Source organism: Gordonia sp. UBA7860 (assembly GCF_002500165.1).
GTDB lineage: Bacteria > Actinomycetota > Actinomycetes > Mycobacteriales > Mycobacteriaceae > Gordonia > Gordonia sputi.
The window spans coordinates 1-23,390 of sequence record NZ_DLSO01000058.1 but is presented as its reverse complement, the minus strand read 5'-3'; the positions used below and the strand labels follow the sequence as shown (position 1 = coordinate 23,390).

General features: G+C 66.2%; 21 protein-coding genes, 1 tRNA gene and 1 other RNA gene. 16 read left to right on the top strand and 7 right to left on the bottom strand.

Going from position 1 to position 23,390, the window contains the following annotated elements:
* Positions 1–57: 57 nt before the first annotated feature.
* Positions 58–906, bottom strand: a complete 849-nt coding sequence (locus B3T59_RS08345) for an NmrA family NAD(P)-binding protein (protein ID WP_287001992.1) — start codon at positions 904–906, stop codon at positions 58–60.
* A 112-nt stretch (positions 907–1,018) separates the two neighbouring features.
* Here B3T59_RS08345 and B3T59_RS08340 point away from each other — a divergent pair.
* The 7 genes from B3T59_RS08340 (at position 1,019) to B3T59_RS08310 (ending at position 9,296) form a co-directional block, all read left to right on the top strand.
* Positions 1,019–1,104: transfer RNA gene (locus B3T59_RS08340), tRNA-Ser, on the top strand.
* Positions 1,105–1,290: 186 nt separating this feature from the next.
* Positions 1,291–2,013, top strand: coding sequence for a hypothetical protein (locus B3T59_RS08335; protein ID WP_287001991.1), 723 nt, complete (start codon positions 1,291–1,293; stop codon positions 2,011–2,013).
* 66 nt (positions 2,014–2,079) lie between these two features.
* An RNA gene (gene ffs, locus B3T59_RS08330) (signal recognition particle sRNA small type) lies at positions 2,080–2,174 on the top strand.
* Positions 2,175–2,244: 70 nt separating this feature from the next.
* Positions 2,245–3,531 (top strand): aminotransferase class I/II-fold pyridoxal phosphate-dependent enzyme, encoded by a 1,287-nt coding sequence (locus B3T59_RS08325; protein WP_287001990.1) that lies wholly within the window; start codon positions 2,245–2,247, stop codon positions 3,529–3,531.
* 29 nt (positions 3,532–3,560) lie between these two features.
* Positions 3,561–4,862, top strand: coding sequence for a glycosyltransferase 87 family protein (locus B3T59_RS08320; RefSeq protein ID WP_287001989.1), 1,302 nt, complete (start codon positions 3,561–3,563; stop codon positions 4,860–4,862).
* Positions 4,863–5,273: 411 nt separating this feature from the next.
* Positions 5,274–6,848 carry an acyl-CoA synthetase gene (locus B3T59_RS08315; protein ID WP_287001988.1) on the top strand — a complete coding sequence of 525 codons (1,575 nt, stop codon included), beginning with the start codon at positions 5,274–5,276 and terminating at the stop codon, positions 6,846–6,848.
* A 159-nt stretch (positions 6,849–7,007) separates the two neighbouring features.
* Positions 7,008–9,296 carry a DNA polymerase III subunit gamma and tau gene (locus B3T59_RS08310; RefSeq protein ID WP_287001987.1) on the top strand — a complete coding sequence of 763 codons (2,289 nt, stop codon included), beginning with the start codon at positions 7,008–7,010 and terminating at the stop codon, positions 9,294–9,296.
* Between the two features lie 119 nt (positions 9,297–9,415).
* Here the strand turns inward: B3T59_RS08310 and B3T59_RS08305 are convergent, their stop codons facing one another.
* Positions 9,416–10,741 (bottom strand): class I SAM-dependent methyltransferase, encoded by a 1,326-nt coding sequence (locus tag B3T59_RS08305; RefSeq protein WP_287001986.1) that lies wholly within the window; start codon positions 10,739–10,741, stop codon positions 9,416–9,418.
* Complete coding sequence (locus tag B3T59_RS08300; protein ID WP_287001994.1) at positions 10,738–12,129, bottom strand: FAD-binding oxidoreductase; 1,392 nt, start codon at positions 12,127–12,129, stop codon at positions 10,738–10,740. Before B3T59_RS08300 ends, B3T59_RS08305 begins: the two co-directional genes overlap by 4 nt.
* Positions 12,130–12,209: 80 nt before the next feature.
* Here B3T59_RS08300 and B3T59_RS08295 point away from each other — a divergent pair, with 80 nt between their 5' ends.
* The 7 genes from B3T59_RS08295 (at position 12,210) to B3T59_RS08265 (ending at position 16,510) form a co-directional block, all read left to right on the top strand.
* Complete coding sequence (locus B3T59_RS08295; protein ID WP_287001985.1) at positions 12,210–12,650, top strand: SRPBCC family protein; 441 nt, start codon at positions 12,210–12,212, stop codon at positions 12,648–12,650.
* A gap of 26 nt (positions 12,651–12,676) precedes the next feature.
* Positions 12,677–13,657, top strand: coding sequence for a pseudouridine synthase (locus B3T59_RS08290; RefSeq protein ID WP_287001984.1), 981 nt, complete (start codon positions 12,677–12,679; stop codon positions 13,655–13,657).
* Positions 13,658–13,798: 141 nt separating this feature from the next.
* Positions 13,799–14,170, top strand: coding sequence for a hypothetical protein (locus B3T59_RS08285; protein ID WP_287001983.1), 372 nt, complete (start codon positions 13,799–13,801; stop codon positions 14,168–14,170).
* A 23-nt stretch (positions 14,171–14,193) separates the two neighbouring features.
* Positions 14,194–14,562: a YbaB/EbfC family nucleoid-associated protein gene (locus B3T59_RS08280; RefSeq protein WP_064863322.1), complete on the top strand. Its 369-nt coding sequence runs from the start codon at positions 14,194–14,196 to the stop codon at positions 14,560–14,562.
* A 6-nt stretch (positions 14,563–14,568) separates the two neighbouring features.
* Complete coding sequence (gene recR, locus B3T59_RS08275) at positions 14,569–15,180, top strand: recombination mediator RecR (protein ID WP_287001982.1); 612 nt, start codon at positions 14,569–14,571, stop codon at positions 15,178–15,180.
* Between the two features lie 34 nt (positions 15,181–15,214).
* Positions 15,215–15,766 carry a uridine kinase family protein gene (locus B3T59_RS08270; RefSeq protein WP_064863327.1) on the top strand — a complete coding sequence of 184 codons (552 nt, stop codon included), beginning with the start codon at positions 15,215–15,217 and terminating at the stop codon, positions 15,764–15,766.
* A gap of 18 nt (positions 15,767–15,784) precedes the next feature.
* Positions 15,785–16,510, top strand: coding sequence for a uracil-DNA glycosylase (locus B3T59_RS08265; protein ID WP_064863321.1), 726 nt, complete (start codon positions 15,785–15,787; stop codon positions 16,508–16,510).
* Between the two features lie 415 nt (positions 16,511–16,925).
* Here B3T59_RS08265 and B3T59_RS08260 read toward each other — a convergent pair whose 3' ends face one another.
* Both B3T59_RS08260 and B3T59_RS08255 read right to left on the bottom strand, forming a co-directional pair.
* Positions 16,926–17,648 carry a type 1 glutamine amidotransferase gene (locus B3T59_RS08260; RefSeq protein ID WP_064863320.1) on the bottom strand — a complete coding sequence of 241 codons (723 nt, stop codon included), beginning with the start codon at positions 17,646–17,648 and terminating at the stop codon, positions 16,926–16,928.
* A complete protein-coding gene (locus B3T59_RS08255; RefSeq protein ID WP_287001981.1) occupies positions 17,648–18,970 on the bottom strand; it encodes a MurT ligase domain-containing protein in 1,323 nt (440 codons plus the stop codon). The genes B3T59_RS08260 and B3T59_RS08255 overlap by 1 nt, the downstream gene beginning before the upstream one ends.
* A 201-nt stretch (positions 18,971–19,171) precedes the next feature.
* On the opposite strand from B3T59_RS08255, the gene B3T59_RS08250 reads away from it, so the two are divergent.
* Entirely contained in the window at positions 19,172–20,230 is a 1,059-nt protein-coding gene (locus B3T59_RS08250; RefSeq protein WP_287001980.1) for an alpha/beta hydrolase, read from the top strand.
* Between the two features lie 73 nt (positions 20,231–20,303).
* Positions 20,304–20,708, top strand: a complete 405-nt coding sequence (locus B3T59_RS08245) for a DUF732 domain-containing protein (protein WP_287001979.1) — start codon at positions 20,304–20,306, stop codon at positions 20,706–20,708.
* Positions 20,709–20,714: 6 nt separating this feature from the next.
* Here the strand turns inward: B3T59_RS08245 and B3T59_RS08240 are convergent, their stop codons facing one another.
* Positions 20,715–22,532, bottom strand: coding sequence for an AAA family ATPase (locus tag B3T59_RS08240; protein WP_287001978.1), 1,818 nt, complete (start codon positions 22,530–22,532; stop codon positions 20,715–20,717).
* Positions 22,533–22,742: 210 nt separating this feature from the next.
* Positions 22,743–23,390 (bottom strand): EamA family transporter (locus tag B3T59_RS08235; RefSeq protein WP_287001977.1); only part of this gene is annotated, 648 nt, incomplete at its 5' end.

Here is a 23,390-nt window from a genome sequence, read left to right as displayed (position 1 = left end):
TCGAAGGATGTGTGTGCTGCAACGCCCGCATCCTTCGATACGACACACATTCTTCGGTCAGCCGAGAGCCTGCTGCGCCCAGTCCGCGAACGACTCCCACTCGATCTGCGGATAGGCCGCGTGCAGCGCTGCGACGTCGACGCTGTACCCCTCGGTCGCCAGGAACGTGAACATCGCCCGCATGTCCGGCGACGAAATACGTTCGGGGTCGAATGATTCCGCGTGCACCTGCTTACCGGTGACGGCGCTGACGACTCCGGCCATTCCGTTCGGGGTGATCTCGTCTGAGGCGAGGTCGATGCGTCGGCCCGTGAAAGTGGCGGGGGCATCGAACAGCATCGCGACAAATCGTCCGAGGTCTCTACGGGAGAGTTGCTGGAGGCCCTTGTCCGCGGGCATACCCATCGGGATGACCCCGGCTTTCAGCGCGTCGAGACCGCCGAGCAGGTTGTCGTAGAAGTAGGTCGGGCCGACGATCGTGTGCGGGATGCTCGACGCGGCGAGCTTCTTCTCCACCTCGTACTTCGAGTCGAAGTGCGGGATGCCGGTGCTGCGATCTGCGTTCGCGACCGACGAGAACACCAGGTAAGGGACGCCGGCCGCCGACGCTGCCGCGATGATGTTGTCGCCCTGACCGATCTCGGCGTCGGCTCCCGACTCGAACGGTGTCGTCAGTGCGAAGACCCCGGCGGCCCCGGCGAAGGCGTCGGCGAGCCCCTTTCCGGTCACGATGTCGGCGACGGCCAGCGGGATGCTGCGGTCCTCCAGCTCCAGCGACCTGTCCGAATCGGTGGTCCGTACGACGGCGCGCACGGGTTTGCCGGCGTCCCGCAGGGCGTGCAGCACCGCACCGCCCTGATTACCGGTCGCGCCGAGAATGACGTAGGGAGATTCGGATGTGGGCATGGCGTCGACCTTTCCGTGGCGGGGGAGCACCTTCGACGCTACCGATCGACGCCCGGCGCCGACCGCACGAATTTGGGTCTGGGGTGGATTGGCCGTTATTATCGCCAAGCCTGGAGGATTCGCCTAGTGGCCTATGGCGCTCGCCTGGAACGCGGGTTGGGTTAATAGCCCTCAGGAGTTCGAATCTCCTATCCTCCGCAGCAGAAGCGAGCCCGACGCGTATGTCTGCGTCGGGCTCGTTTCGTTTCCGCAGGTCACTGCCCTGAACCGGTTGTCGTTCACTCCGAGGACACCTGCGCCTGGGATGGTTACGCGCGTTCAGCCGGAACGCTGCTCGCGGCGGCGGTCGAACCTACCTACCCCGCCGACGGCAGGAGCGACACAATGGCAGCGTGCAGAGCGACCAACCGTCCTCATCCGCACCGCCCGCGGCCGGCGCGCCCGCTGCAGCCGAGTCGTCGGTTGGCCCTCGCGGCGTCGACGATCGCACTGGCCCTGATGGCGTCATTGGCTGCTTTCGCTCCTGCGCATGCGTCGCCACAGCGCGGAGTTGATCCCGTGCACATTCCGACGCGCAGCGCGAAGGACTTCAGCCTGCTCATCGCATACAGCTTCGGGAACCGCATCCCGCCGGGCGTCGACGCCACGCGGACGGTCGGCGAACCGGGCCCGGTCAACGAAGCGCTGGCCGAGTCCGCAATCCGCACGCGCGGCAACCGCACCATCCCGATCTACGCGCAGACCGAGATCGCCCGCGTCCTGCATGCGAAGTTCCATGCCGCAGGCGTCGTCGAGATCCCGCCGGACCGCAAGCCCGACGGCACGCTCGTCTACCTCTCCACCAACGGTGTCGCCGCCAAGGTCGCACAACTCCGCGGACCGTCGGCACGCGTCGACGTCGCCGGGATCATCGCGTTCTCCGACCATCAATGGCGCGCGGTCTACACGACGCGCGCCAACGGACTCGACGCCTATGCGCCCGCGGACATCGCTATGCCGTCGACCTACGACCCGTTCTCCGGGCAGGACTGGACCCGCAGCCGCTCCGCCTACCTGCCACGCGACTACGCGGCCCGACTCGCTCTGCTTCCGCGACTCCTGCGCTGATCGACCTCCGGGCGACAACCACGCCGACCCCCTGACGCATCGCGGCAAAGGCTCGCTACAATTGACGACGGATCCCGCGCGGCGTGCATCCTGTGAACTCCCCCAGGGCCGGAAGGCAGCAAGGGTCAACGGGCTCTCTCGGGTGCGCGGGGTCCTCTAACTTTTGTTCAGATCCGCAAGCGTGCCGAAAGCCGCCATCGAGCCTGGCGCCGGTTCGGCGAGAGGTTTCCGTTGAACTACCACTCGATGAGTGCAGACGAACTTCGCGCCACCCAAGACGAACTGCGAAAACTCTACGAGGGTTTGCTGTCCGCTGGGCTGAAGCTGGATCTCACCCGCGGTAAGCCCGCGCCGGAACAACTCGACCTCTCCAACGAGCTGCTGTCGTTGCCCGGCCTCGGCGACTACCGAGACGCCTCCGGCACCGACTGTCGCAACTACGGCGGAGTCAGTGGACTGCCGGAGCTCCGCGCGATCTTCGCCGAGCTGCTCGCGGTCGACGCCGACAACCTGATCGCCTTCGGCAATGCCAGCCTCGACCTGATGCACCAGGTGGTGGTGTCCTCGCTGCTCAAGGGCACTCCCGACTCTCCGGCGTCCTGGTCGTCGACCGGCGAGACAGTCAAGTTCCTGTGCCCGTCGCCCGGCTACGACCGCCACTTCGCAATCACCGAGCACTATGGCATCGAGATGATCCCGGTGCCGATGCTCCCGAACGGCCCCGACGTCGACGTCTGCGCGCAGTTGGTTGCCGACGATCCGTCGATCAAGGGTCTGTGGGCCGTGCCCACCTACTCCAACCCCACGGGCGCCACCTACAGCGAAGACGTGGCACGTGCCCTGATGGCGATGCCGGTGGCGCCGGATTTCCGTGTCTTCTGGGACAACGCCTACGCCGTCCACACGCTTGTCGACGCCCCGCCCACGCCGCTGCCGATCGTCGACATCGCCGCGCAGGAGGGCCACCCCAACCGCGTCTACGTGTTCGGCTCGACGTCGAAGATCACCTTCGCGGGAGCGGGTGTTGCATTCTTCGGGTCGTCGGCGGCCAACGTGAAGTGGCTGACCGACAATCTCGCGTTCACGACGATCGGTCCGGACAAGATCAACCAGCTTCGCCACCTGAGGTTCTTCGGCGATGCCGACGGTGTGCGCGCACACATGGCCAAGCACCGTGAGATCCTCGCCCCCAAGTTCCGCCTGGTGCTCGAGATCCTCGAAGACCGGCTCGCCGAGTCGAAGGTCGCGGCTTGGTCGGAGCCCGAGGGTGGCTACTTCATCAGCCTCGACGTCCTCGACGGCGCCGCCAAGCGAACCATCGCGCTCGCGAAGGAGGCCGGGATCGCGCTGACGGCCGCCGGCTCGACCTACCCGTACAAGCACGATCCGTACGACCGCAACATCCGGCTCGCACCGACCTTCCCCAGCACCGACGACCTGCGCGTCGCGATGGACGGCGTCGCAACCTGCGTACTCCTTGCCGCGACGGAGAAGCTCCTCGCCGACGTCGAATCCTGACGAGACGGCACACGTGTGACAGTCCGGCAATGGTGAGGGCCTCACGACGTTGGGTCGTGGCTGTCGGCTTCCTGCTCGTGGCCGCCGTGGCCGTGTGGCTGCAGGACGTGATCGTTCCCTTCACGACGCCGTTCTGGGGACTCTTCGACAATCAGCTCGACCTCGACGTGTACCGCGCGGGAACGCAAACCGTGCTCGACGGTGGCAGCCTGTACGACGCCAAGCTGCTCGGCCAGATGGACTACACGTACGCGCCCATCTCGGCGATCATCTTCATCCCGTTCGCGCTGATGTCGTTCGAAGTGGCCCGAATCGTCTGGACCGCAGGCATTTTCGTCGCGCTGTACCTGGTGATCATGTTGTGCTTCCGCTCGCTCGGCAGACAGGCGACGTGGCCGCTGCGGATCATCGCGCTCTCGCTGATTGCCGTCGCGCTGCTGCTCGAACCGGTCCGCACGACGGTCTGGTACGGCCAGATCAATGTTTTTCTATTGCTCATCATCCTGGCCGACCTGCTGCGTGCCGAGAGACCCAAGGGCGACAACAGTCGCGGCATGGGCATCGGTACCGGAATTGCCGCGGGAATCAAACTGACCCCGTTGATCTTCATCCTGTATCTGGCAATTCTGCGGCGCTGGCGCGCGATGTTCGGAGTCATCGCAGGCTTCGTCGGCACCATCGTCGTCGGATTCATCGTGCTGCCAAGCGAATCCTGGGCCTACTGGACCGACAAGCTTTTCGACTCGAATCGAGTCGGCGCACCGCAAACCGTTGGTAATCAGTCGATCCGCGGGTGGTTGGCAAACCTGATCCACACCGACGCGCCGAATTCGTTGCTGTGGGGTGTCCTGGCCCTCGCAGCGCTCGCGTTGGGTATGTACGCGGCCGTACTCGCGCACCGCCACGGCCAGGAACTGCTGGCGCTGAGCCTCGTCGGCATGACGGCATGCGCGATTTCGCCCATGTCGTGGGGACATCACTGGGTGTGGTTCGTGCCGATCCTTGTGATCTGCGTGAACCTGATCCTGCGCGTTGATCTGTCACCGCTATGTCGAACATTGGCGGGCGCGGCGTGCGCAGGCCTGATTCTGGTGTCGTTCTCGTGGCGCACCTATCTCGCGCACCCGATCTGGTTCGTCAACAAGACGGTTCCCGACGCCTACCTCATCGGACTGTTCTTCAAACACGGAATCAGCTGGCTCGAATGGTTCACGGTGTATCCCTACAACGCGGTCTTTCTCTGTACGACCATCGCGACCATCGTCATCTATCGGAGACCACGGGTGTCCGTTGTGCCCGACCCCGATCACGTGCGGGACACGATTGGCTAGCTGAGCGAACAGACACTTCGCCGTCGTCGACGTCACCTGTAGCGGGCTCAACCCGGGCCCGCCCGACGCCAGGGGATCTTCCCCTACGCGTCGGACACGAGGATCACCGTCACGCAACTGCCCAACGGGCCGACGCACACCTACTACCGGCACTGGACCCACTCGATCGGCGACAACAGCGGCTACCAGATCTACGGAATCCCGGGCCGGGGCAAGGTGAAGATCACCATCAACGCCGTCGACCACGGACTGCTCACCCTGCGTGCGCCGGAGTGCTCTGCCGTGACCGACCTGAAGTAATCGACTATTCGGTTATCGCCAATTCACTGAACTCGGACACCTCGTCGTCCTACGCTGATGCCATTCTCGGCGGAGTGCACCGTGCCTCCGCACCGACGGTGGGAGTCTGTGATGGCTGGACGAGTGGCGGTACCCGATTCGATGGATCTCGGCTCATGGACGGCACGCCGCGCCGCGATCGGACCTGATCATCCGGCGGTGACCTTCGGTGACGAGACGCTCAGTTACGCACAGTTCCAGCACCGAATCGATTGTCTCGCTGACCAATTGGTCGCCGGCGGTGTCAGGTCGGGGGACCGGGTGGCCTATCTCGGACCGAACCACTCGGCCTTTCTGATCTCACTGTTCGCCTGTGCACGGGCGGGCGCGACGTTCGTGCCACTCAACTTCCGACTCACCGGGCCCGAACTGGCCTACATCCTCGACGACTGCGGTGCGACGACACTGATCGCCGACGCCACGCTCACCAGCGTCGTCGACGAGGTGCGCTCCGACCTGTCGATCGACCGGTACGTCGCGGTGGGGGAGGCATCGGGGTGGGAGAGCTTCGACGACCTCCTCGCCGTCGGCACGCCGATCGCCGATCCGGTGTTCGCCGACGCCGAGGACGTCGCGGTCATCATGTACACCTCGGGGACCACCGGCCGTCCCAAGGGCGCCATGCTCACGCACGGAAACCTGTTCTGGAACAACATCAATGCGCTGCTCAGCTTCGACACCGTCTCCTCCGACGTCACCTATACCGCGGCACCGCTGTTTCACATCGGCGGCCTCAACGTCACCACTCTCGTCACGCTCCAGAAGGGCGGCCACGTGATCCTGTCGGGTGCTTTCGACCCGACGCAAGCACTCTCCGACATCGAAAAGTATCGCGTCACAACGATGTTCGGTGTGCCGGCGATGTTCTTGTTCATGAGCCAGGTGCCCACCTTCGCCACCGCCGATCTGTCGTCGCTGCGCTACTTCATCTGCGGCGGGGCGCCGGTACCCGAACCGCTGATGCGTGCCTACGCCGACCGGGGTGTCACCTTCGCGCAGGGATACGGCCTCACCGAGACGGCACCACTGGCCCTCGTGATGGGCATCGACGAATCGGAGAAGAAGATCGGTGCAGCAGGAAACAAGGTGTTGCCGCTGTCGGACGTCCGCCTAGTCGACGCCACGAACACCGAGGTCGCGGCGGGGCAGCCGGGCGAGATCTGCGTCCGCGGCCCGCAGGTGATGGTTGGCTATTGGAACAACCCGGGCGCCACCGACGCCGCGATCGACGACGACGGCTGGTTCCACACCGGCGACGTCGGGCGTGAGGACGACGACGGCTACGTCTACGTCGTCGACAGGGTCAAGGACATGGTGATCAGCGGCGGCGAGAACGTCTATCCCGCCGAGGTCGAGAGCGTGCTCTACAGCCATCCCGCCGTCGCGGAGGTCGCCATCGTAGGACTCCCCGACGCCAAATGGGGCGAAGCAGTGACAGCCGTCATCGCCACGGCTCCCGGCGAGACCGTGACCCTGGAGGAGCTGCGCGAGTTCGCAGCCGACCGACTGGCCCGCTACAAGCTCCCGCTGCGCTTGGAGTTCGTCGACGCCCTACCGCGCAATCCCTCCGGCAAGGTGCTCAAGTTCGCGCTGCGCGATCGGTTCGGCGCCGAGAGTGCCGCGGGCGCCACGGGACCGGCTGTGTGACTAGCAAGCGTGCGCAGATAGTTACGTCTATGGGGCCGAACGGCTGTACCGGTACGTGTGCTCCGCCCGTGAGGCGTTGGTTTCTGCGAGCTCCGGTGCAGTATGCACACCCACGGGGCAGTGGGTCGAGGTGTCGGTGATCGCCGGTATTCTCGACGCGTGGCTCTGTATCGCACCTATCGTCCGGCAACGTTCGCCGAAGTCGTCGGGCAGGAGCACGTCACCGATCCGCTCAGCCGCGCCCTCGACGGAAACCGCATCAATCACGCGTATCTGTTCTCCGGACCGCGCGGTTGCGGCAAGACGTCGTCGGCCCGCATCCTCGCGCGCTCACTGAACTGCGAGCAGGGCCCGACGTCGACGCCGTGTGGCGTCTGCTCGTCGTGTGTGGCCCTCGCGCCGGGCGGGCCGGGCAACCTCGACGTGATCGAACTCGACGCCGCCAGCCACGGTGGCGTCGACGACACGCGTGAACTGCGCGACCGTGCCTTCTACGCCCCGTCGGAGTCGCGGTATCGCGTGTTCATCGTCGACGAGGCGCACATGGTCACCAACGCGGGGTTCAATGCGTTGCTGAAGATCGTCGAGGAGCCGCCGGAGCACCTCATCTTCGTCTTCGCCACCACCGAGCCCGAGAAGGTCTTGCCCACCATCCGCTCGCGGACGCACCACTACCCGTTCCGCCTCCTCGCGCCGCCGGTCATGCGCGGGCTGCTCGAGAACATCTGCGCCAAAGAGGGCGTCGTCGTAGCGCCGGATGTCTATCCGTTGGTCATCCGCGCTGGAGGCGGCTCACCGCGCGACTCACTGTCGATCCTCGACCAGCTACTCGCAGGTGCGTCCGACGAGGGCGTCACCTACGACCGTGCCCTCGCCCTGCTCGGTGTCACCGACATCGCACTCATCGACGACGCCATCGACGCCCTCGCCGCCTCCGATGGCGCAGCGCTGTTCGCGACGGTCGAGAAGGTCGTCGACGCCGGGCACGATCCTCGACGTTTCGCCGTCGACCTTCTCGAGCGGTTGCGCGATCTCATTCTGCTGCAAGCAGTTCCAGACGCGGCCGAACGTGGACTCGTCGAAGCGCCCGGCGATCAACTCGCACGAATGCAGGGTCAGATCGAGCACCTCGGGCCCGGCGGGCTCACCCGCTTCGCCGAGATCGTGCACGAAGCGCTCGGCGAGATGCGCGGCACCACGTCGCCGCGACTGCTGCTCGAGGTGATGTGCGCACGGATGTTGCTGCCCGCGGTCTCGGCCGACGATGCCGCGCTGCTCCAACGGTTGGAGCGGCTCGAGTCGGGTGTGGCTCCGGCCGGTGGAAACGCCGGGGGTGCAACGCCTTCGGCGTCTGCGCGAGCCGAGGGTGCCCCCACGGCAGCGCCCGCCCCCCCGCCGGTCGACCCGCCGAAGTACGTGCGCCCCTCGCAGCGGAAAGCAGCCGACGAGGCGCCGACCGTTCAGTCCGCGGCCCCGACCGCCTCCGCGCCATCGGCACCTCCAGTCCCCGCCACTGCTCCGACGCCCCCGGCCGGCGATTCTCCCGCCTCCGCTCCGACGCCCCCGGCTGCCCCGGCGGCAGCGCAGGAGCGCCCAGTGGTCGATGCTCCGGCCGAGCCGACGCGTCCGATGCCCAAGCGTGAAGAGGCGGCCACCCCCGCCCCACCCGAGACGCCGGAGCCTGTGTCCAACGCGGCGGCAGCGCCCGAACGGCCAGCTGCACCGGAGCAGGAGTCTGCACCGTCGGCGGCGTTCGTCGACGACGAGATCCCGCTGCCGGACGAGCCGGTCGACGAGTTCGAGGCCCCCATTCCCGACGACGGCCGTCCGTCGGCACCGCGGGTCGTCGAACCCGAACCGCACCCAGAACCCGAGCCTCCGTCGGGCCTCGACGTCGAGTCGGCACGTAAGCGGTTCCAGGAAGTCCGCGCCGCAGTCCGCGAGCGTTCGAAGAGCCTCGAACCGATGTTGTCGAATGCGGTGATCGACGAGATCCGCGACAACACCGTCGTGCTCGCGCATCCGATCGAGGTACTCGTGGGTCGGTTGTCGGCCCCGCACGCGGTCGGCATCATGCGTGAGGCGTTCGCCGAGGTATTCGGGACCGAACTCGACGTCGCGACAGTACACAAGGTCGTCGACCTCAACGCATCGACGAAGAGCGCTGCGCCGCAATCCGATCGGCAGCAGCGTCGAACCCAGACCTTCTCGCGACCGAGTCGCGCGCGATCGGGATCCGACGGTCAGGCGCAAGCGGCCGCCACACAAGACGTTCCGCCCGAACCAGAGGAGCCCGAGCCGCCCCGTCAAGACGACGACATTCCCGAGTCCGAGCGCGCCGAGATGGTCGCCGAAGTCCAGAACGCGGCTCCCGAGGGACGATTCGACCCGAACAAGTTGGCGATGGAGTTACTACAGACCGAACTCGGTGCCCGTCCGCTGGAGTGAGCCGAGAGTCGCCGACGCCGCCGGGATGGTCGTCGACGCCGCCGGGACCACCGTGCGAGGGCACCGGGTTCACCGCCGACGGCAGCGGGGTAGCCGTCGGCGGGCTTGAGATGTAGCGCCTACGCGTCCCACCACGGGCGCAGCGGGAGATCACTCTGACCGTAGTCGTCGAGCTTGGTCGCCAGGACGTGGTGAAGCTGAACGATGTTGCGCTCGAAGCCGATTCGGCATCCGGCCATGTACAGGCCCCATAGCCGCGCGGTGCCCTCGGTGACCTCTTCGACGGCCTCGTCCCAATGCTCGACGAGGTTGCGGTTCCAGTCACGCAGCGTCATGGCGTAGTGCGGACGTAAGTTCTCCTCGTGCAGCACCTCGAGTCCGCCGATGTCCTGGATCTTCGAGATGATCTTGCCGGAGCCGGTGAGTTCGCCGTCGGGGAAGACGTAGCGGTCGATGAACGACCCGGCGCGCGCGTTCTTGAAGTTGTCGGGGCGGGTGATGCAGTGGTTCAGCATCATTCCGCCGACCCGGAGCTTGTCGCGGATGAAGGTGAAGTACGCCGGGTAGTTGTGGACGCCGATGTGCTCGGTGAGTCCGATCGACGAGACGGCGTCGAAGTCACTCTCGGTCACGTCGCGGTAATCACTGAACCGCACCTCGGCGAGTTCGCTGAGTCCCTCGTCGATGATCTTCTTCTGGGCCCACTCGGCCTGTTCTGCGGAGAGCGTGACACCGAGTGCCTTGACCCCGCGCGACGCTGCGTAGCGCACCATTCCGCCCCAGCCGCAACCGATGTCGAGCAGGCGATCGCCCGGCTTGAGACGCAGCTTGTCGAAGATCAGGCGGTACTTGTTCTCCTGGGCCGTCTCCAACGACGCCTCGAGGTCGGGATAGACCGCGCAGGTGTAGGTCATCGACGGCCCGAGGACCCACTCGTAGAAGGTGTTCGACACGTCGTAGTGATGATGGATGACCTCGGCGTCGCGAGACTTGCTGTGCCGCAGGCCTTCTGCGAAGCGTCGCCAGCGTGGCAGCGCTTCCTGGGGTGGCGGCGCGATCGGCTTGAAATGCTCGATGCCCAGCGAGCGGGCCACATTCGCCAACGTCAGGGGAGACGGACGCTTGAACTCGAGGTCGGCGGCAAGAGCGCGTAGCGCCTCGTAGGGGTCGCCGGGGTGGGCACCGATCAATTCGAGGTCGCCCGACACGTACGCGCGCGCCAGTCCGAGGTCGCCGGGTGCGGTGACGAGATACGTTGTGCCACGAGAGTTCTTGAGGTTCAACCCGTACTCGGCGTCGACGGGGCCTGCCGAGCTGCCGTCGTACGCGGTGATTCTGATGCTGAGATTTCCGCCGACGAGCGACTCGAAGATCTGTGCAAGCGTCATTTTGCCCGGCGAGGCTTCCGGGGGAGTTGCGGGTACGTTGTCCTGGAACGTGGTCATTGCCGTTTCACCGCTTTCGCATAGAGGTCGAGAAGCCGTCCGCGAGGGTCGTACCGCTTCTTCAGGAGTCGATAGTGTTCGCCACCGTAGAGTTCGTCGAACTCTACGGGGGAGTAGAAGGATTCCGAATACAGCGATTTGTGTCCGTCGAGATCGGCCACCTCTCGCTCGATGAGCTTGTTGGCGTGTCCCGGGTCGTCGGGCGTCACGGGCACCGCCGACCAGAAGCCGACGTTGACGTAGGTGCGCTTGGGTTCGAGCGGGTAGAGCGGCCAGGGGCGTGCGGCGTCGGCGACAGCTAGCGCCGGCTCACGTAAACGCAACGGGCACAACCACACCGGCTCGATCGGAATGTTTTCGAGGAACCACTCGAGGTACGCGGTGGTGTTCTCGATGGGAACCTCGATGTCTTGCACCACCCGCTCGTTGGCGGGCAACCCCTTGCGCTTGTTGAGTCTGTCGGCGATGTCGAAGCGCTGGTCGTAGCCGATCAACTTCCAGTAGAAGCTGCTGCGCAGCAACCTCTTTGGCCAGAGACGTCGAATTCTGGGGTTCTGGGCACCGAAGGCTCGTGAACACCAGAACCAGTCGGTGTCCCAGCGCCAGAGATAGTCGTGGATGGTCAGGCGATCGCGCTTGATCCCGGAATCGTGCTGGATGGAGCGGTAGTAGATGTCCATCCCGGTGTAGTCGCTGACCGGACCGGCCTCGTCGGTTTGGCGGCCGACGGTCAGGTACGCCTCGTCGGCGGTGAACACCACACCGTCGAGGTAATCGACGCGCTCGCCGTCGTAGCTACGTTCGTCGGCGATGGTGTTCATCGTCGACTGCAGTGTCGCAAGATCGTGAAAACGTATGTGGCGCAATGCAACGTACGGCTGCACTGTTTCGAGCTCGATCTTCAATCTGACCGAATACCCCAGCGTCCCATACGAGTTGGGGAAACCGAAGAAGAGGTCGGAGTTCTCGTTGGTCGGCGTCGCGGTGACGATGGAGCCGTCGCCGGTCAGAATGTCGATCTCGAGCACCGACTCGTGCGGCAGGCCGTTACGGAAGGAGGTGCTCTCGATACCGAGGCCCGTGACCGCACCGCCGAGGGTGATGGTCTTGAGTTGCGGCACCACCAGCGGCGCCAGCCCGTACGGCAGCGTAGCGGCGACCAGATTCTCGTATGTGCACATTCCCGCGACGTCGGCGGTCTTGGCAATCGGATCGACGGAGATCACCCGATCGAGACCCGATACATCGAGGCCGGGATGCGGATTCTTGGCGCGCGCACGAAACAGGTTCGACGTCTTTTTCGCGAGACGGACCGTTGCTCCTGGCGGAATCGCCCGATAGCTGGCCAGAAGGGTGGCAACCCCGTCGTCGAAAGCCTGTGCCCCCATCTCCAACCGTCCAGAAGTCACTTGGCTAGCCTAGGACCTGATCAGCACGCCCGCCAATCTGCCATGAAGGAGTGCCCGTCGTGGGTGAGATTTCCGCCAGTCAAACGATCGACATCGCCGCAAGTCCCGACCAGGTGATCGGAGTTCTCGCCGACTACGTCGACGCGCGTCCGGCGATCCTTCCCGAGCAGTACCGCGACTACAAGGTCATCAGCGGCGGCCAGGGCGACGGCACGGTGGTGCATTGGATTCTGCAGGCGACCTCCAAGCGCCAGCGCGACGTCAAGGCGACGGTCACCGTGGTTCCGGACACGATCACCGAGCGTGACGAGAACTCGTCGATGGTGACGACGTACAAGGTCGCCCCGGCAGGTAGCGGTTCCAAGGTCACCACGACCACCACGTGGAATTCCAACGCCAGCGGCATCGGCGGCTTCTTCGAGAAGACGTTCGCGCCCAAGGGTCTCGCCAAGATCCAGGCTCAGCTGCTCGCGAATCTCAAGGCGCGGGTCGAGAAGTAGCCCAGCTCTGCGGACCGGTTCGCACGATGAGTCCGCAGGACGATCCCCGGACACCACGACGTCGCGGCCGTGCTCGGCCCTCGCCACTACCGGTGCGCGACGGCGTCGACGCGACGCGCGTCGTGGTGCGCCACGGCGAGGAGCTGACGGTCGGGGAGTCGCTGCTGGCCAGCCCTTCGCTGGCCGACCTGACGCTCGACGACCTGCGGGGGCGGACTGCCGCCGGTGACGTCGTCGACGCAGACGGCAACCCTGCCGACCTCGACGCTCCTGCCCGCGCCAACACGTCGTACTACCTGTATCGGGATCTGCCCGACGAGATCGAGATCCCCTTCGACCTGCCGATCCTGTTCCGCGACGAGAACATCGTCGTCGTCGACAAACCACCGTTCCTCGCGACCATGCCGCGCGGGCGGCACGTCACCCAGACCGCGTTGGTGCGGCTGCGGCGTGAACTCGGCAACGACGCGCTCGCGCCCGCTCACCGGCTCGACCGGCTGACGTCCGGCGTGCTGTTGTTCACAGCCCGCCCGCAGGTCCGCGCGGCGTATCAGGATCTGTTCGCACGACGACTCGCACGCAAGGAATACCGTGCGCTCGCGCCCCTCGACGACGCGCTGCGCACTCCGGCAACCGTGCGGAACCGCATCGAGAAAACTGCTGGCGACCTGCGGGCTTTGGTCGTCGACGGTGAAGTCAACGCGGTCAGCGAGATCAGTCTGATCGCGGATGCCGGGTCTGGCCATGGCCTCTACAGACTGCGCCCGCACACCGGACGCACCCACCAACTCCGGCTGCACATGGCGTTGCTCGGGGTACCCATCGTCGACGATCCGCTGTACCCCGACGTACGCCCCGACCTGGCCGAATTGCCTGATCGTGGCGACTTCACCCGGCCGCTGCGCCTACTCGCGCACAGCTTGGAGTTCGACGATCCGCTGACCGGGGAGCCGCGCAGATTCGTCAGCGGTAGACAGCCGGAACACGCGCCCATCCGGACTGAGTGAGCGAGTGCGTACACAATCATGACGTCAGCGGGGGGCCATCGAAATTGTTGTCGCGGCCCCTCGCTCAGGTACGAGTTGTGTACGTAGCAGCACCCGGACACGGGCTCGATCGGCCGCGAATGCACCGCTAGGCTGAGATTTGTGACCATCCACGCCTCCTACGAGCGACATCCCGATCTCGGGTGCGAGGCCGTCGTCTTCATCGACGACGAATCGATGGGCTGCTTCCAGATTCAGCGCGACCTGGTTGTCGACGCCGAAGCGGGTGGCCGTGAAAGCTCTGGCGGTGGAAGCTCTGGTCGTGAAGGCTATTGCGTCACCACGGGAGCCAGCGCGCCCGTCTATGGCGGGGTGGTCGAGTGGCGTCGCGTCGACGACGATCGGATCGAGTTCGCTCTCACCCCGAAGGCGGGCAGGCTTTTCGGCGACAACGTGCTCTCCTTCCAGATCACGCCGGTCGGTGACGAGAGTGTCGACGAGATCATCGAGCATGTCGAGCGACTGCTGCGGTGAGCGCACCGACTACCCTGGTTAACGTGACTCAACCTTTTGACCCCAGTTCCCTGTTCGGCGGCGGTGACGGCGGCGAGAATCCGATGGCGGGTCTGCTCGCTCAGGCGCAGCAGATGCAGGAGAAGTTGCTCGCGGCGCAGGAGGAGATCGCGGCAACCGAGGTCACCGGTTCGGCGGGCAACGGGCTGGTCACCGTGACCGGAACGGGTACCGGCGAGGTCACCGCGGTGACCATCGATCCCAAGGTCGTCGACGCCGACGACGTCGAGACGCTGCAAGATCTGGTCCTCGGCGCACTGTCGGATCTCGCGTCCAAGCGCGACGAGTTGACCAGCCAGAAGATGGGACCGCTCGCAGGCGGACTCGGCGGCGGACTTCCCGGCCTCGGCTGAGGATTCATGTACGAGGGCCCCATCCAGGATCTGATCGACGAGCTGGCCAAACAGCCAGGGCTCGGCCCCAAGGGTGCGCAGCGCATCGCCTTCCACCTGCTCGCCGGTGAGAAGTCCGACATCGACCGACTCATCGCTGCCCTCGGCCACGTCCGCGACGACGTCACGTTCTGTGCCGAATGCGGCAACGTCTCGGCCGAGCGGCTGTGCCGCATCTGCGCCGACGCCCGTCGCGACGCCACCAAGATCTGCGTCGTGGAGGAGCCCAAGGATGTCCACGCGATCGAGCGGACCAAGGAGTTCCACGGTCGCTATCACGTGCTCGGCGGGGCGCTCGATCCGCTGTCGGGGATCGGACCGGACCAACTGCGCATCCGCGAGCTGCTTCGACGCCTCGCCAATCAGCCCGACGGCGTCGACGTCACCGAGGTGATCGTGGCCACCGACCCCAACACTGAGGGGGAGGCCACCGCGACCTACCTCCTGCGCATGCTCAAAGACTTCCCGGGGCTGTCGGTGACTCGCCTGGCTTCGGGCCTGCCGATGGGTGGCGACCTGGAATTCGCCGACGAGCTCACCCTTGGCCGGGCGCTGTCGGGGCGGCGGGTCCTTGCCTGAAACCAGCGCGCTGGTGGGAGACGGTGCACGCTCGATGGGCTCGCTCTCGCCTGAGCTCGATGCCCAACTCGACGAGTTGGCCGCGGAGATGGTGTCGGGGATCGTCGCCATCGACGGGCCGTCCGGATCGGGCAAGACGACCGTCGCCGACACCCTGGTGGACAAACTTCACGCCCGCGGTACCGGCGTTGTCCTCGTCCGCACCGACGATTTCGCCACCTGGGACGATCCTGTGGCGTGGTGGCCAGAGATGGAATCCGATGTGTTGCATGCCTTTGTCCGACGCCGCGACTACCGATATCGCCCACGTGAGTGGGTCGACGGCGAGCCGACGATCGGCAAGCGGGTCTGGTATCGCTGGGAGCCACTGCTGATCATCGAAGGGGTGTCGGCGGCGCGGCGTCGGATCGCCGACCGGTTGACGTACTCACTGTGGCTCGACGGCGGTACGCCCGAGGAGCGGCTCGACCGCGCTGTGGCACGAGACGGAGAATCGTCGAGGGCACACCTGGCGATGTGGCAGCAATTCGAGCGCGGCTGGTTTGCCGTCGACCGCACGCGTGAGCGGTGCCGGGTGTTGGATTGACCCGCGTACCGTGAGCTCATGGCCTACCGCAGCATCGCGACACTCGACGCGGCGCTGATCCAATGCCGTGTGTGCCCGCGACTTGTTGCCTGGCGTGAATTGGTCGCCCGTGAGAAGCGTGCAGCCTTCGCCGATCAAACCTATTGGGGTAGGCCGATTCCCGGATTCGGTCCGGCCGACGCCGCCATGCTCATCCTCGGGCTGGCACCCGCGGCGCACGGCGCCAACCGGACAGGCCGAATGTTCACCGGGGACCAGAGTGGCGACGTGCTCTACCGTGCTCTCTACGACGTAGGGCTCGCCAACAAGCCGACTGCGGTCTCCATCGACGACGGCTTGGAACTGACCGGTGTGCGGATCACCGCGCCCGTGCATTGCGCGCCTCCGCAGAACAAGCCGACGCCGGCCGAGCGAGATCAGTGCGCGCACTGGCTACACAACGAAATCGACCTTCTCGCACCGACTTTGCGGTCGGTGTTCGTGCTCGGCGCGTTCGGTTGGCAAGCGGCGCTGACCGGGTTCGCCGGTCTCGGGTGGGAGGTTGCGCGGCCAAGACCGAAGTTCGGTCACGGTGCGCAGACCGCAATTCGACGCGGCGACCGCGAACTCACGCTTTTCGCGAGTTATCACGTGAGCCAACACAATACGTTCACCGGACGCCTGACGCCCGCGATGCTGCGCGGGGTCCTGCGCGCCGCCGGCCGCCACGCGGGGTTACCTGTGGTCGACGACGCGGGCGCGTGACTGATCGAGCCGCTGAGGTGAACCTTCATATCGGAGCCGGCGATGGAGTGGATACGATCTGCCTGATAACGGTGTCCGCGTCGTAGCGGTGTGCAGCAGAACGGAAGTGACGGCGTCCATGAGCGAGAAGATGCGACGGCTCGCGGGGCGCGATCCCGACCCGACGTGCCGCTGCGGTCATCCCCGCACAGCGCATGAGCACTTCCGATCGGGCACCGACTGCGCCATCTGCGGGCCGGAGAAGTGCTCGCGTTTCCGGCGGGCGTGGTGGTCTCGACAGGCTCGACCAACGGAGTAAGCCGCTCGACCGGCGGGTGGTCTCGACACGCTCGACCGGCGGGTGGTCTCGACACGCTCGACCAGCGGGATGAGCGCTCGACCGGCGGGGTGAGCGCTCGGCTGGCGGGTCAGGCGCTCAGCCTCGACGCCCGGCGGCGAGCCGTTCGCTGCGCAGCCGGTCCACTTCGGAAAGCTCCAGCGGCGCGAGCGAGTCGACGCCCATCGCGCGCGCCAGGAGCAGGTCGGCGAGCTGCGGGTTTCTAGCCAGCGCCGGACCGTGCATGTACGTCCCGAGTACTGAGCCCTGCACGACACCCTCGGTCCCGTCACCGACACCATTGCCGACACCGTGGCGGACCTTCGCGAGCGGCGCGGCGTCGGACCCCAGCGTTGTGCCCCCGCGGTGGTTCTCGAATCCGGTGAGCTGATCGGTCAGTCCTGGCATCACCGGGTCGGTGACCACCTCGCCGATACTGCGTGTGGCCTGCGGGGATGTGGTGAGGTCGAAGAGTGAGATGCCGTCGACGCGTTCGCCTGCCGATGTCTCGTACCAGTGGCCGAGCACCTGGATTGCGGCGCAGATGGCGAGCACGGGACGTCCGGCGGCCGCGGCCCGCTGCAGACCCGGGTACCGAGTGAGATGCCGCGTCGCGAGCCGCTGCGCGTAGTCTTCAGCGCCGCCGAGGGTGTAGACGTCGAGCGAGTCGGGCACCTCGTCGTCGAGGGTGATCTGCACGATCTCGGCGTCGATGCCGCGCATACGTGCTCGCTGCCGGAGGATCAGCGCGTTGCCGCCGTCACCGTAGGTTCCCATGACGTCGGGCAGAACAAGGCCGATGCGCAGCGTCGAAGTACTCATCACTGTCCCTTCCGTGCGCGCTCGGCGCGTTCGATTGCGACGCCGAGATCGCGGAACGCGGTGTAGTTGGCCAGTACCTCGACGCGTCCGGGCGGGCAGGAGGCGATGGCTTCCATGGTGTCGGGGATGGTGGTGTGCTCGGCGCCTGCGTAGAGGAGTCGGACCGACAAGTCGGCGGCGCGTTCGCCGGCCGCGACCACCTGCATCGTCTCGAACGCCTCGAACCGCACGTCCCAGAGCCACGAGAGGTCCTCGCCGTCGGGGACCTGACCGTTGACGGCGATGACCAGGCCGTCGGCGTCCTGATCGATCATCGAGAGCGCTTCCTGCCACCCCGCGGGGTTCTTGGCGAGCAGCGTGCGCACGGAATGATTGCCGACCTGGTGGATGCCGTAGCGCCCGGCCACCTCGCCGACCGTGCTGACAGCGGCAACGGCCTTGGCGGGATCGGCACCCATCGCGACGGCAGCGGCAACGGCCTGCGCGGCGTTGCCACGATTGGCGCGGCCGGGCACGCTCAACGTCATGGACGCCTCGAATCCGTCAGGGCCATAGATCTTTTCGTCGTCGACCCACCACTGGGGCGTCGGACGACGGAACGTCGGATCGCCGGTGGAATACCAGTCGACGCCGCTCTGAATCGACGGGTCGGTGGGGTCGCCGGAGGTGCGCGCGATCGGCTCACCGGTGCGCGGGCAGCTCACCGAATCGCCGACCCAGCTGGCTCCCGCAGCAACCCAGACGACCTTCGGGGCGTCGAATGCGGCGGAGGTGACCAGAACGTCGTCGCAGTTTGCAATCACGGTCGTATCGGGGTGGCGTGCGACGCCCTCGCGAAGCCGTCGTTCGATCATGTTGATCTCGCCGACGCGGTCGAGTTGGTCGCGTGAGAGGTTGAGCATCACCACGACCTCGGGGTCGACGGCGTCGCTCACATGCGGAACGTGCAACTCGTCGACCTCGAGTGCCGCGACCGGCGCCGACCGCTGCAGGCTGAGCGTCGCGATGATGCCCGCGTCCATGTTGGCGCCGTCGGCCTGGGTGGCGACCTCGCCGAGTTCGGCCAGGGCGGCGGCGGTCATGCGTGTGGTCGTCGACTTTCCGTTCGTTCCGGTGATCAGCGCGGTCCGCTTTCCGGCGGCGAGACGGCCCATGATGTTCGGGTCGATCTTCTCGGCGACCAGGCCGCCGATCATCGATCCCTTGCCGCGCCCCGCGGTGCGCGACGCCCAGCGGGCAGCCGACGCAGCTCCGAGGGCTAGCGACGTACGAACGGGGACACGGGTGGTCGAGCCACCCGGAGCGGGGACGCGGTCGGGCATGGGGAGAGTCTGTCACAGCGCCCCACGGCCCGCCGTCGGGGCGCAGCGCGCGGCCGGGGTCGCGCTGGCCCCTCGCTGGTCGAGTTGCGCCCCGCTGGTCGCGCTGGCCCCTCGCTGGTCGAGCTGCGCCCCGCTGGTCGAGCCGCCCTCGCTGGTCGAGCTTGTCGAGACCACGCCCCTGCGCGGGGTAGTCTCGCGGCCGTGAGCCGCGCCACCAACCCCACGCTGTCCCCGCCGCTACGACCCGTCCGCTCGCTCTTGCGAGTCATCGGCCACGTGCCACCGCAGGTGTTCGGTGCAGTGTCGCGGTGGTGTCCGGTCAACGCAGACGGCGACCACGTCAGCGTCGAGATGCTGGCCGCCGCGGCTGTGACAGCAGTCCTTCCGAACGCCGACATGGGCGGGCCGACGATCGGCAAGGCGCGCAGCGGATTGGCGCGGATCACCGCGCTCACCGCAGAGAAACTCCCGGTGCTGGCCGTCGAGGAGGACCTCGAGTTCGACGGCCCGGCAGGTCCTATCCCGGTGACGCGCTATCGCGCGGGCGTTGAGAGCCGTGGGTTGATCCTGTTCTTCCATGGCGGCGGTTTCACCACGGGCAGTCGCAGGAGTCACGACCCGCTCGCGCGCAGGCTCGCCGTCGGCACCGGCGCCGACGTTGTGTCCGTCGAGTATCGACTCGCGCCGGAGAACCCCTTCCCCGCAGCGGTCGACGACGCCCTCGCGGCCTGGCGCGGTGCGGTCGACGCCGCCCCGGGCTGGGGTATCCCGAGCGACCGGATCGTCGTGGCAGGCGACAGTGCTGGCGGCAATCTCGCAGCGGTCGTCGCGCAGGAGGTCCGTGGTGAGCCGATCACTCCGATGCTGCAGCTCTTGATCTATCCCAAGACCGATTCCGTCGGCGAACACGGCTCGGCGCGCGAGTTCGCGAAGGGCTACTTCTTGACCGGCGAACGCATCGCTGATTTCACAGACGCGTACGTGCCCGATCCTGCCCAGCGAGCCGATCCGCGCGTCTCTCCGCTACTCGCACAAGACCTTTCAAGCCTACCTCCCGCACACGTCGTGGTCGCCGGCTTCGATCCGCTGCGTGACGAAGGGATCGCATACGCCGATGCTCTCGGAGCCGCTGGAGTGCCTGTCACGTTGCAGCGAGAGGGGCCGCTGATCCACGGTTTCGCCAACATGGCGGCGTTCAGTTCCGTTGCGAGTCAAGCAATCTCGCGGTTCACCGACGTGGTGTCCGACGCCCTGCGCTGATCGGCGTCTCGCGTCAGTAGAGTGGTCGACGGTTCGGGGCTTGATCAGACCTTTCTACACATGGGGGAGTGGCATGACGATGCCGAAAAGTGGACGCTCGATCATCAGGGCGATGATGGCCCCGGCGATGGCCGTGGTGGTTGTCGGGCTTGCTGGATGTGGCGGTGGCGACAGCGATTCGGCGCAGCCGACTTCGACTTCCTCGACACCTGACGCCGCGAAATCGCTACCGCAGCAAGGTGATCAGTTCTATCTGGAAGGTCTCAAACAACTCAACATCCACTTTCTCGACGACGCGGCCGCAGTGACGGCGGGCAAGCAGGTGTGCGCGAATCTCAAGGCGGGCGACGGACTACTCGACGCCCTCCGCAAGGTGGGGAACGGACTCAACGAGGCCGAGTCCGGTCAGGTCCTCGGCCTCGCGGCGCAGAGCTACTGCCCCGATGAACTCGGAAAGCTCAGCGGCGCCCAGCCGTAGAGTCGCTCAGAACCTCTGGTCGGCTGGGGGGATCGATTCCTGTGCCGCTGGTTCGTAATGGCTTTGCGGCGCAGCCGGATACGGTTGCGGCGGGGTGTCGGACTGCCCGGTTGGATACCCCTGAGCACCCGTCGGAGTGCCCTGGTACCCCTGCGGTGGCCCCTGATAGCCGACCGGAGGTGCTTCGTGCCCCGCAGAAGGTGCCTGGTACCCAGGCGGAGGGCCCTGGTAGCCGGGTGGGGGTTGGAACCCGGGCGGCGGACCCTGGTAGCCAGCCGGCGGCGCCTGGTAGCCAGGCGCAGGTGCTTGGTACTCGGGCGCCGGCGCCTGGAACCCGGGTTGAGGTCCTTGGTACCCGGTCGGCGGACCCTGGAATCCGGGCGGAGGTCCTTGGAACCCGGGTACGCCGAGCGGCCCTTGGAATCCTTGCATGCCGGCACCTGCGTCCGGCATTCCCGGATTGAATGAATCCGACACTGTCGCAGCAAGTTCCAGGAATGCATTGCGGGTGTCGCGGTTCATGTAATCGAGGTCGATCTGCGCGCCGGTCGCGAGATGGTCATCGAATGGGATGATCTGCACCGCCCGCGTCCGGCCGAGGAAATGCTCGGTCAGCATGTCCAGATCGATCGGCGCGCCTCCCGGCTTCGACGCGGAGATCACCACGACGGCCTGCTGTACCAGTCGCTGATAGCCGTGAGCGTTGAGCCAATCCAGTGTGGCTGCGGCACTTTCGGCGCCGTCGACGGCCGGTGACGTGACGAGGACGATAGCGGTTGCCGAACTCAGGACGCCCTCCATCGCCGAATGCAAGAGACCGGTACCGCAGTCGGTCATGATGATGTTGTAGTAGTTCTCCAGGATTCCGATGACGTCAAGGTAGTCGTCGGCGCTGAAGGATTCCGATATCGCCGGATCGCGTTCGGATGCAAGCACTTCCAGATGGCTCGCGGATTGGGACGTGTGGCGCCGAACGTCGGCGTACCGGGTGACGTTCGGGTCGTTGAGCAGCGAGCGCACCGTCGAGCCGGTTTGCTGCGGGACACGTCGGCCGAGTGTCCCGAAGTCTGGGTTTGCATCGACCGCGATCACCCGGTCCCCGCGCAGCGATGCGAACGCGGATCCGAGTCCGATTGTCGTCGTGGTCTTTCCGACGCCACCCTTGAGGGAGAGCACTGCCAGACGGAAATCGCCGGCGATCGGCCGACGGATGCGTGCGATCATCTCGTCGAGTTGTTGTTGCGACTTGCTCTCGCCCAGATTGATCAGACCGCCCGACACGGTGCGCAGTGCTCGCCGCCACCCGGCTCCGCGCGCCGAGAACGGTGTCGCCGGTTGCTGATTCGGATTCGCGGCACCGGGAGCTCCGGGCAACTGGGCACCTGGTTGCATTCCCGGCTGTTGCGGTCCCCCCTCGTAGGGGTCGCCGTAGTAATGGGGGTCGGGGAAGTTCGGCTCGGGGTAGTGAGGCCAGGGAGGTCCTGGTTGCTGCACAGGCGCAGGCGGGTAGGCCGCGCCGGGAACTGCCTGGTGGGGATCGGCCGGATAACCAGCTGGCGGCTGCGGTGCGGGATGCTGATCGTTCGGGAGGTACTGAGCGACCGGAATCTCGGGTGTCTGCGGCGCCTCGCCCGACCTACCCGTGTACCAGTTGACCTGCGCCACGGGCGGCGGGGTGAATTGTGCGTGCGAGGGTTGCGGCGGTTGGGGAGCGTCCGACGGGGGCTGGTCCGCACCGAACGACGTGTCGATCCGACCCTCGTCGTCCTCGCGGCCATCCAATTTCGGCCACGATGACGGCTGCGAGCCTTCGGCGTGCGACATCTCGTTGATCATCCCCTCGTGCGTCCCCAGGTGGGCCTATCGCACCCAACCCTGATGCTGGTTCGACCCCTGAATACTAGGGCGTCTAACAGTATGAGGTCGTGGCGACGCCCTCTGACGACTCGGTGAGCAGTAGGGATGGTCTATCGATTGCGACCTATCGATCGCGACGAGCATTTCGGGTGGGGAGCTTGGTGTCGTAACCCGTTTTCAGTCATTTTCGGCGGCGCTGCTGGCGCCGACCTGGGCTTTTGTGGTGGGTTCGGCGCTCGAATGACTGAAAACGGGAGAGGGTGTGGTGCGGGCCCGCGAGCGTGGCGCGGCGAGTACTCCTGCTGCGCATCCGGCGATCACCAGCGCGGCTCCGCCGATCTCGACGTAGGTAGGTTGCTCGCCGAGGAAGAGCCAGGCAGCGGTGATCCCGACGACGGGAACCAAGAGCGACATCGGCGCGACTCGGCTGGCCGGGTAGCGCTGCATCAGTGACGTCCACAAACCCGATCCTGCAATGGTTCCGAGCAGCACCACATACGCCAGCCCGGCCAGCGCGATCAGGCCTGAGGTCGAGCCGATCGTGGCCATGGCGTGGAAACCTGCCGACGGTCCGTCGACAACGAGGCTCAGCAGGTACAGCGGGATCGGCGGCACCACCGACATCCACAGCGTCATCCGCAGTGCGTCACCGGAGTTCGGGGGCAATGCGAGGCGGTTGCCGATATTGCCGAATGCCCAGGACAGTCCCGCCAGAACGGTGAGCAGGATCGGAACGACGATGCCGACACCGAGCGAACTGTGGCCCGCGCGGTCGACTCCGATCAGAACGATTCCGCCCACTGCGACTGCGATTCCGACGACCTG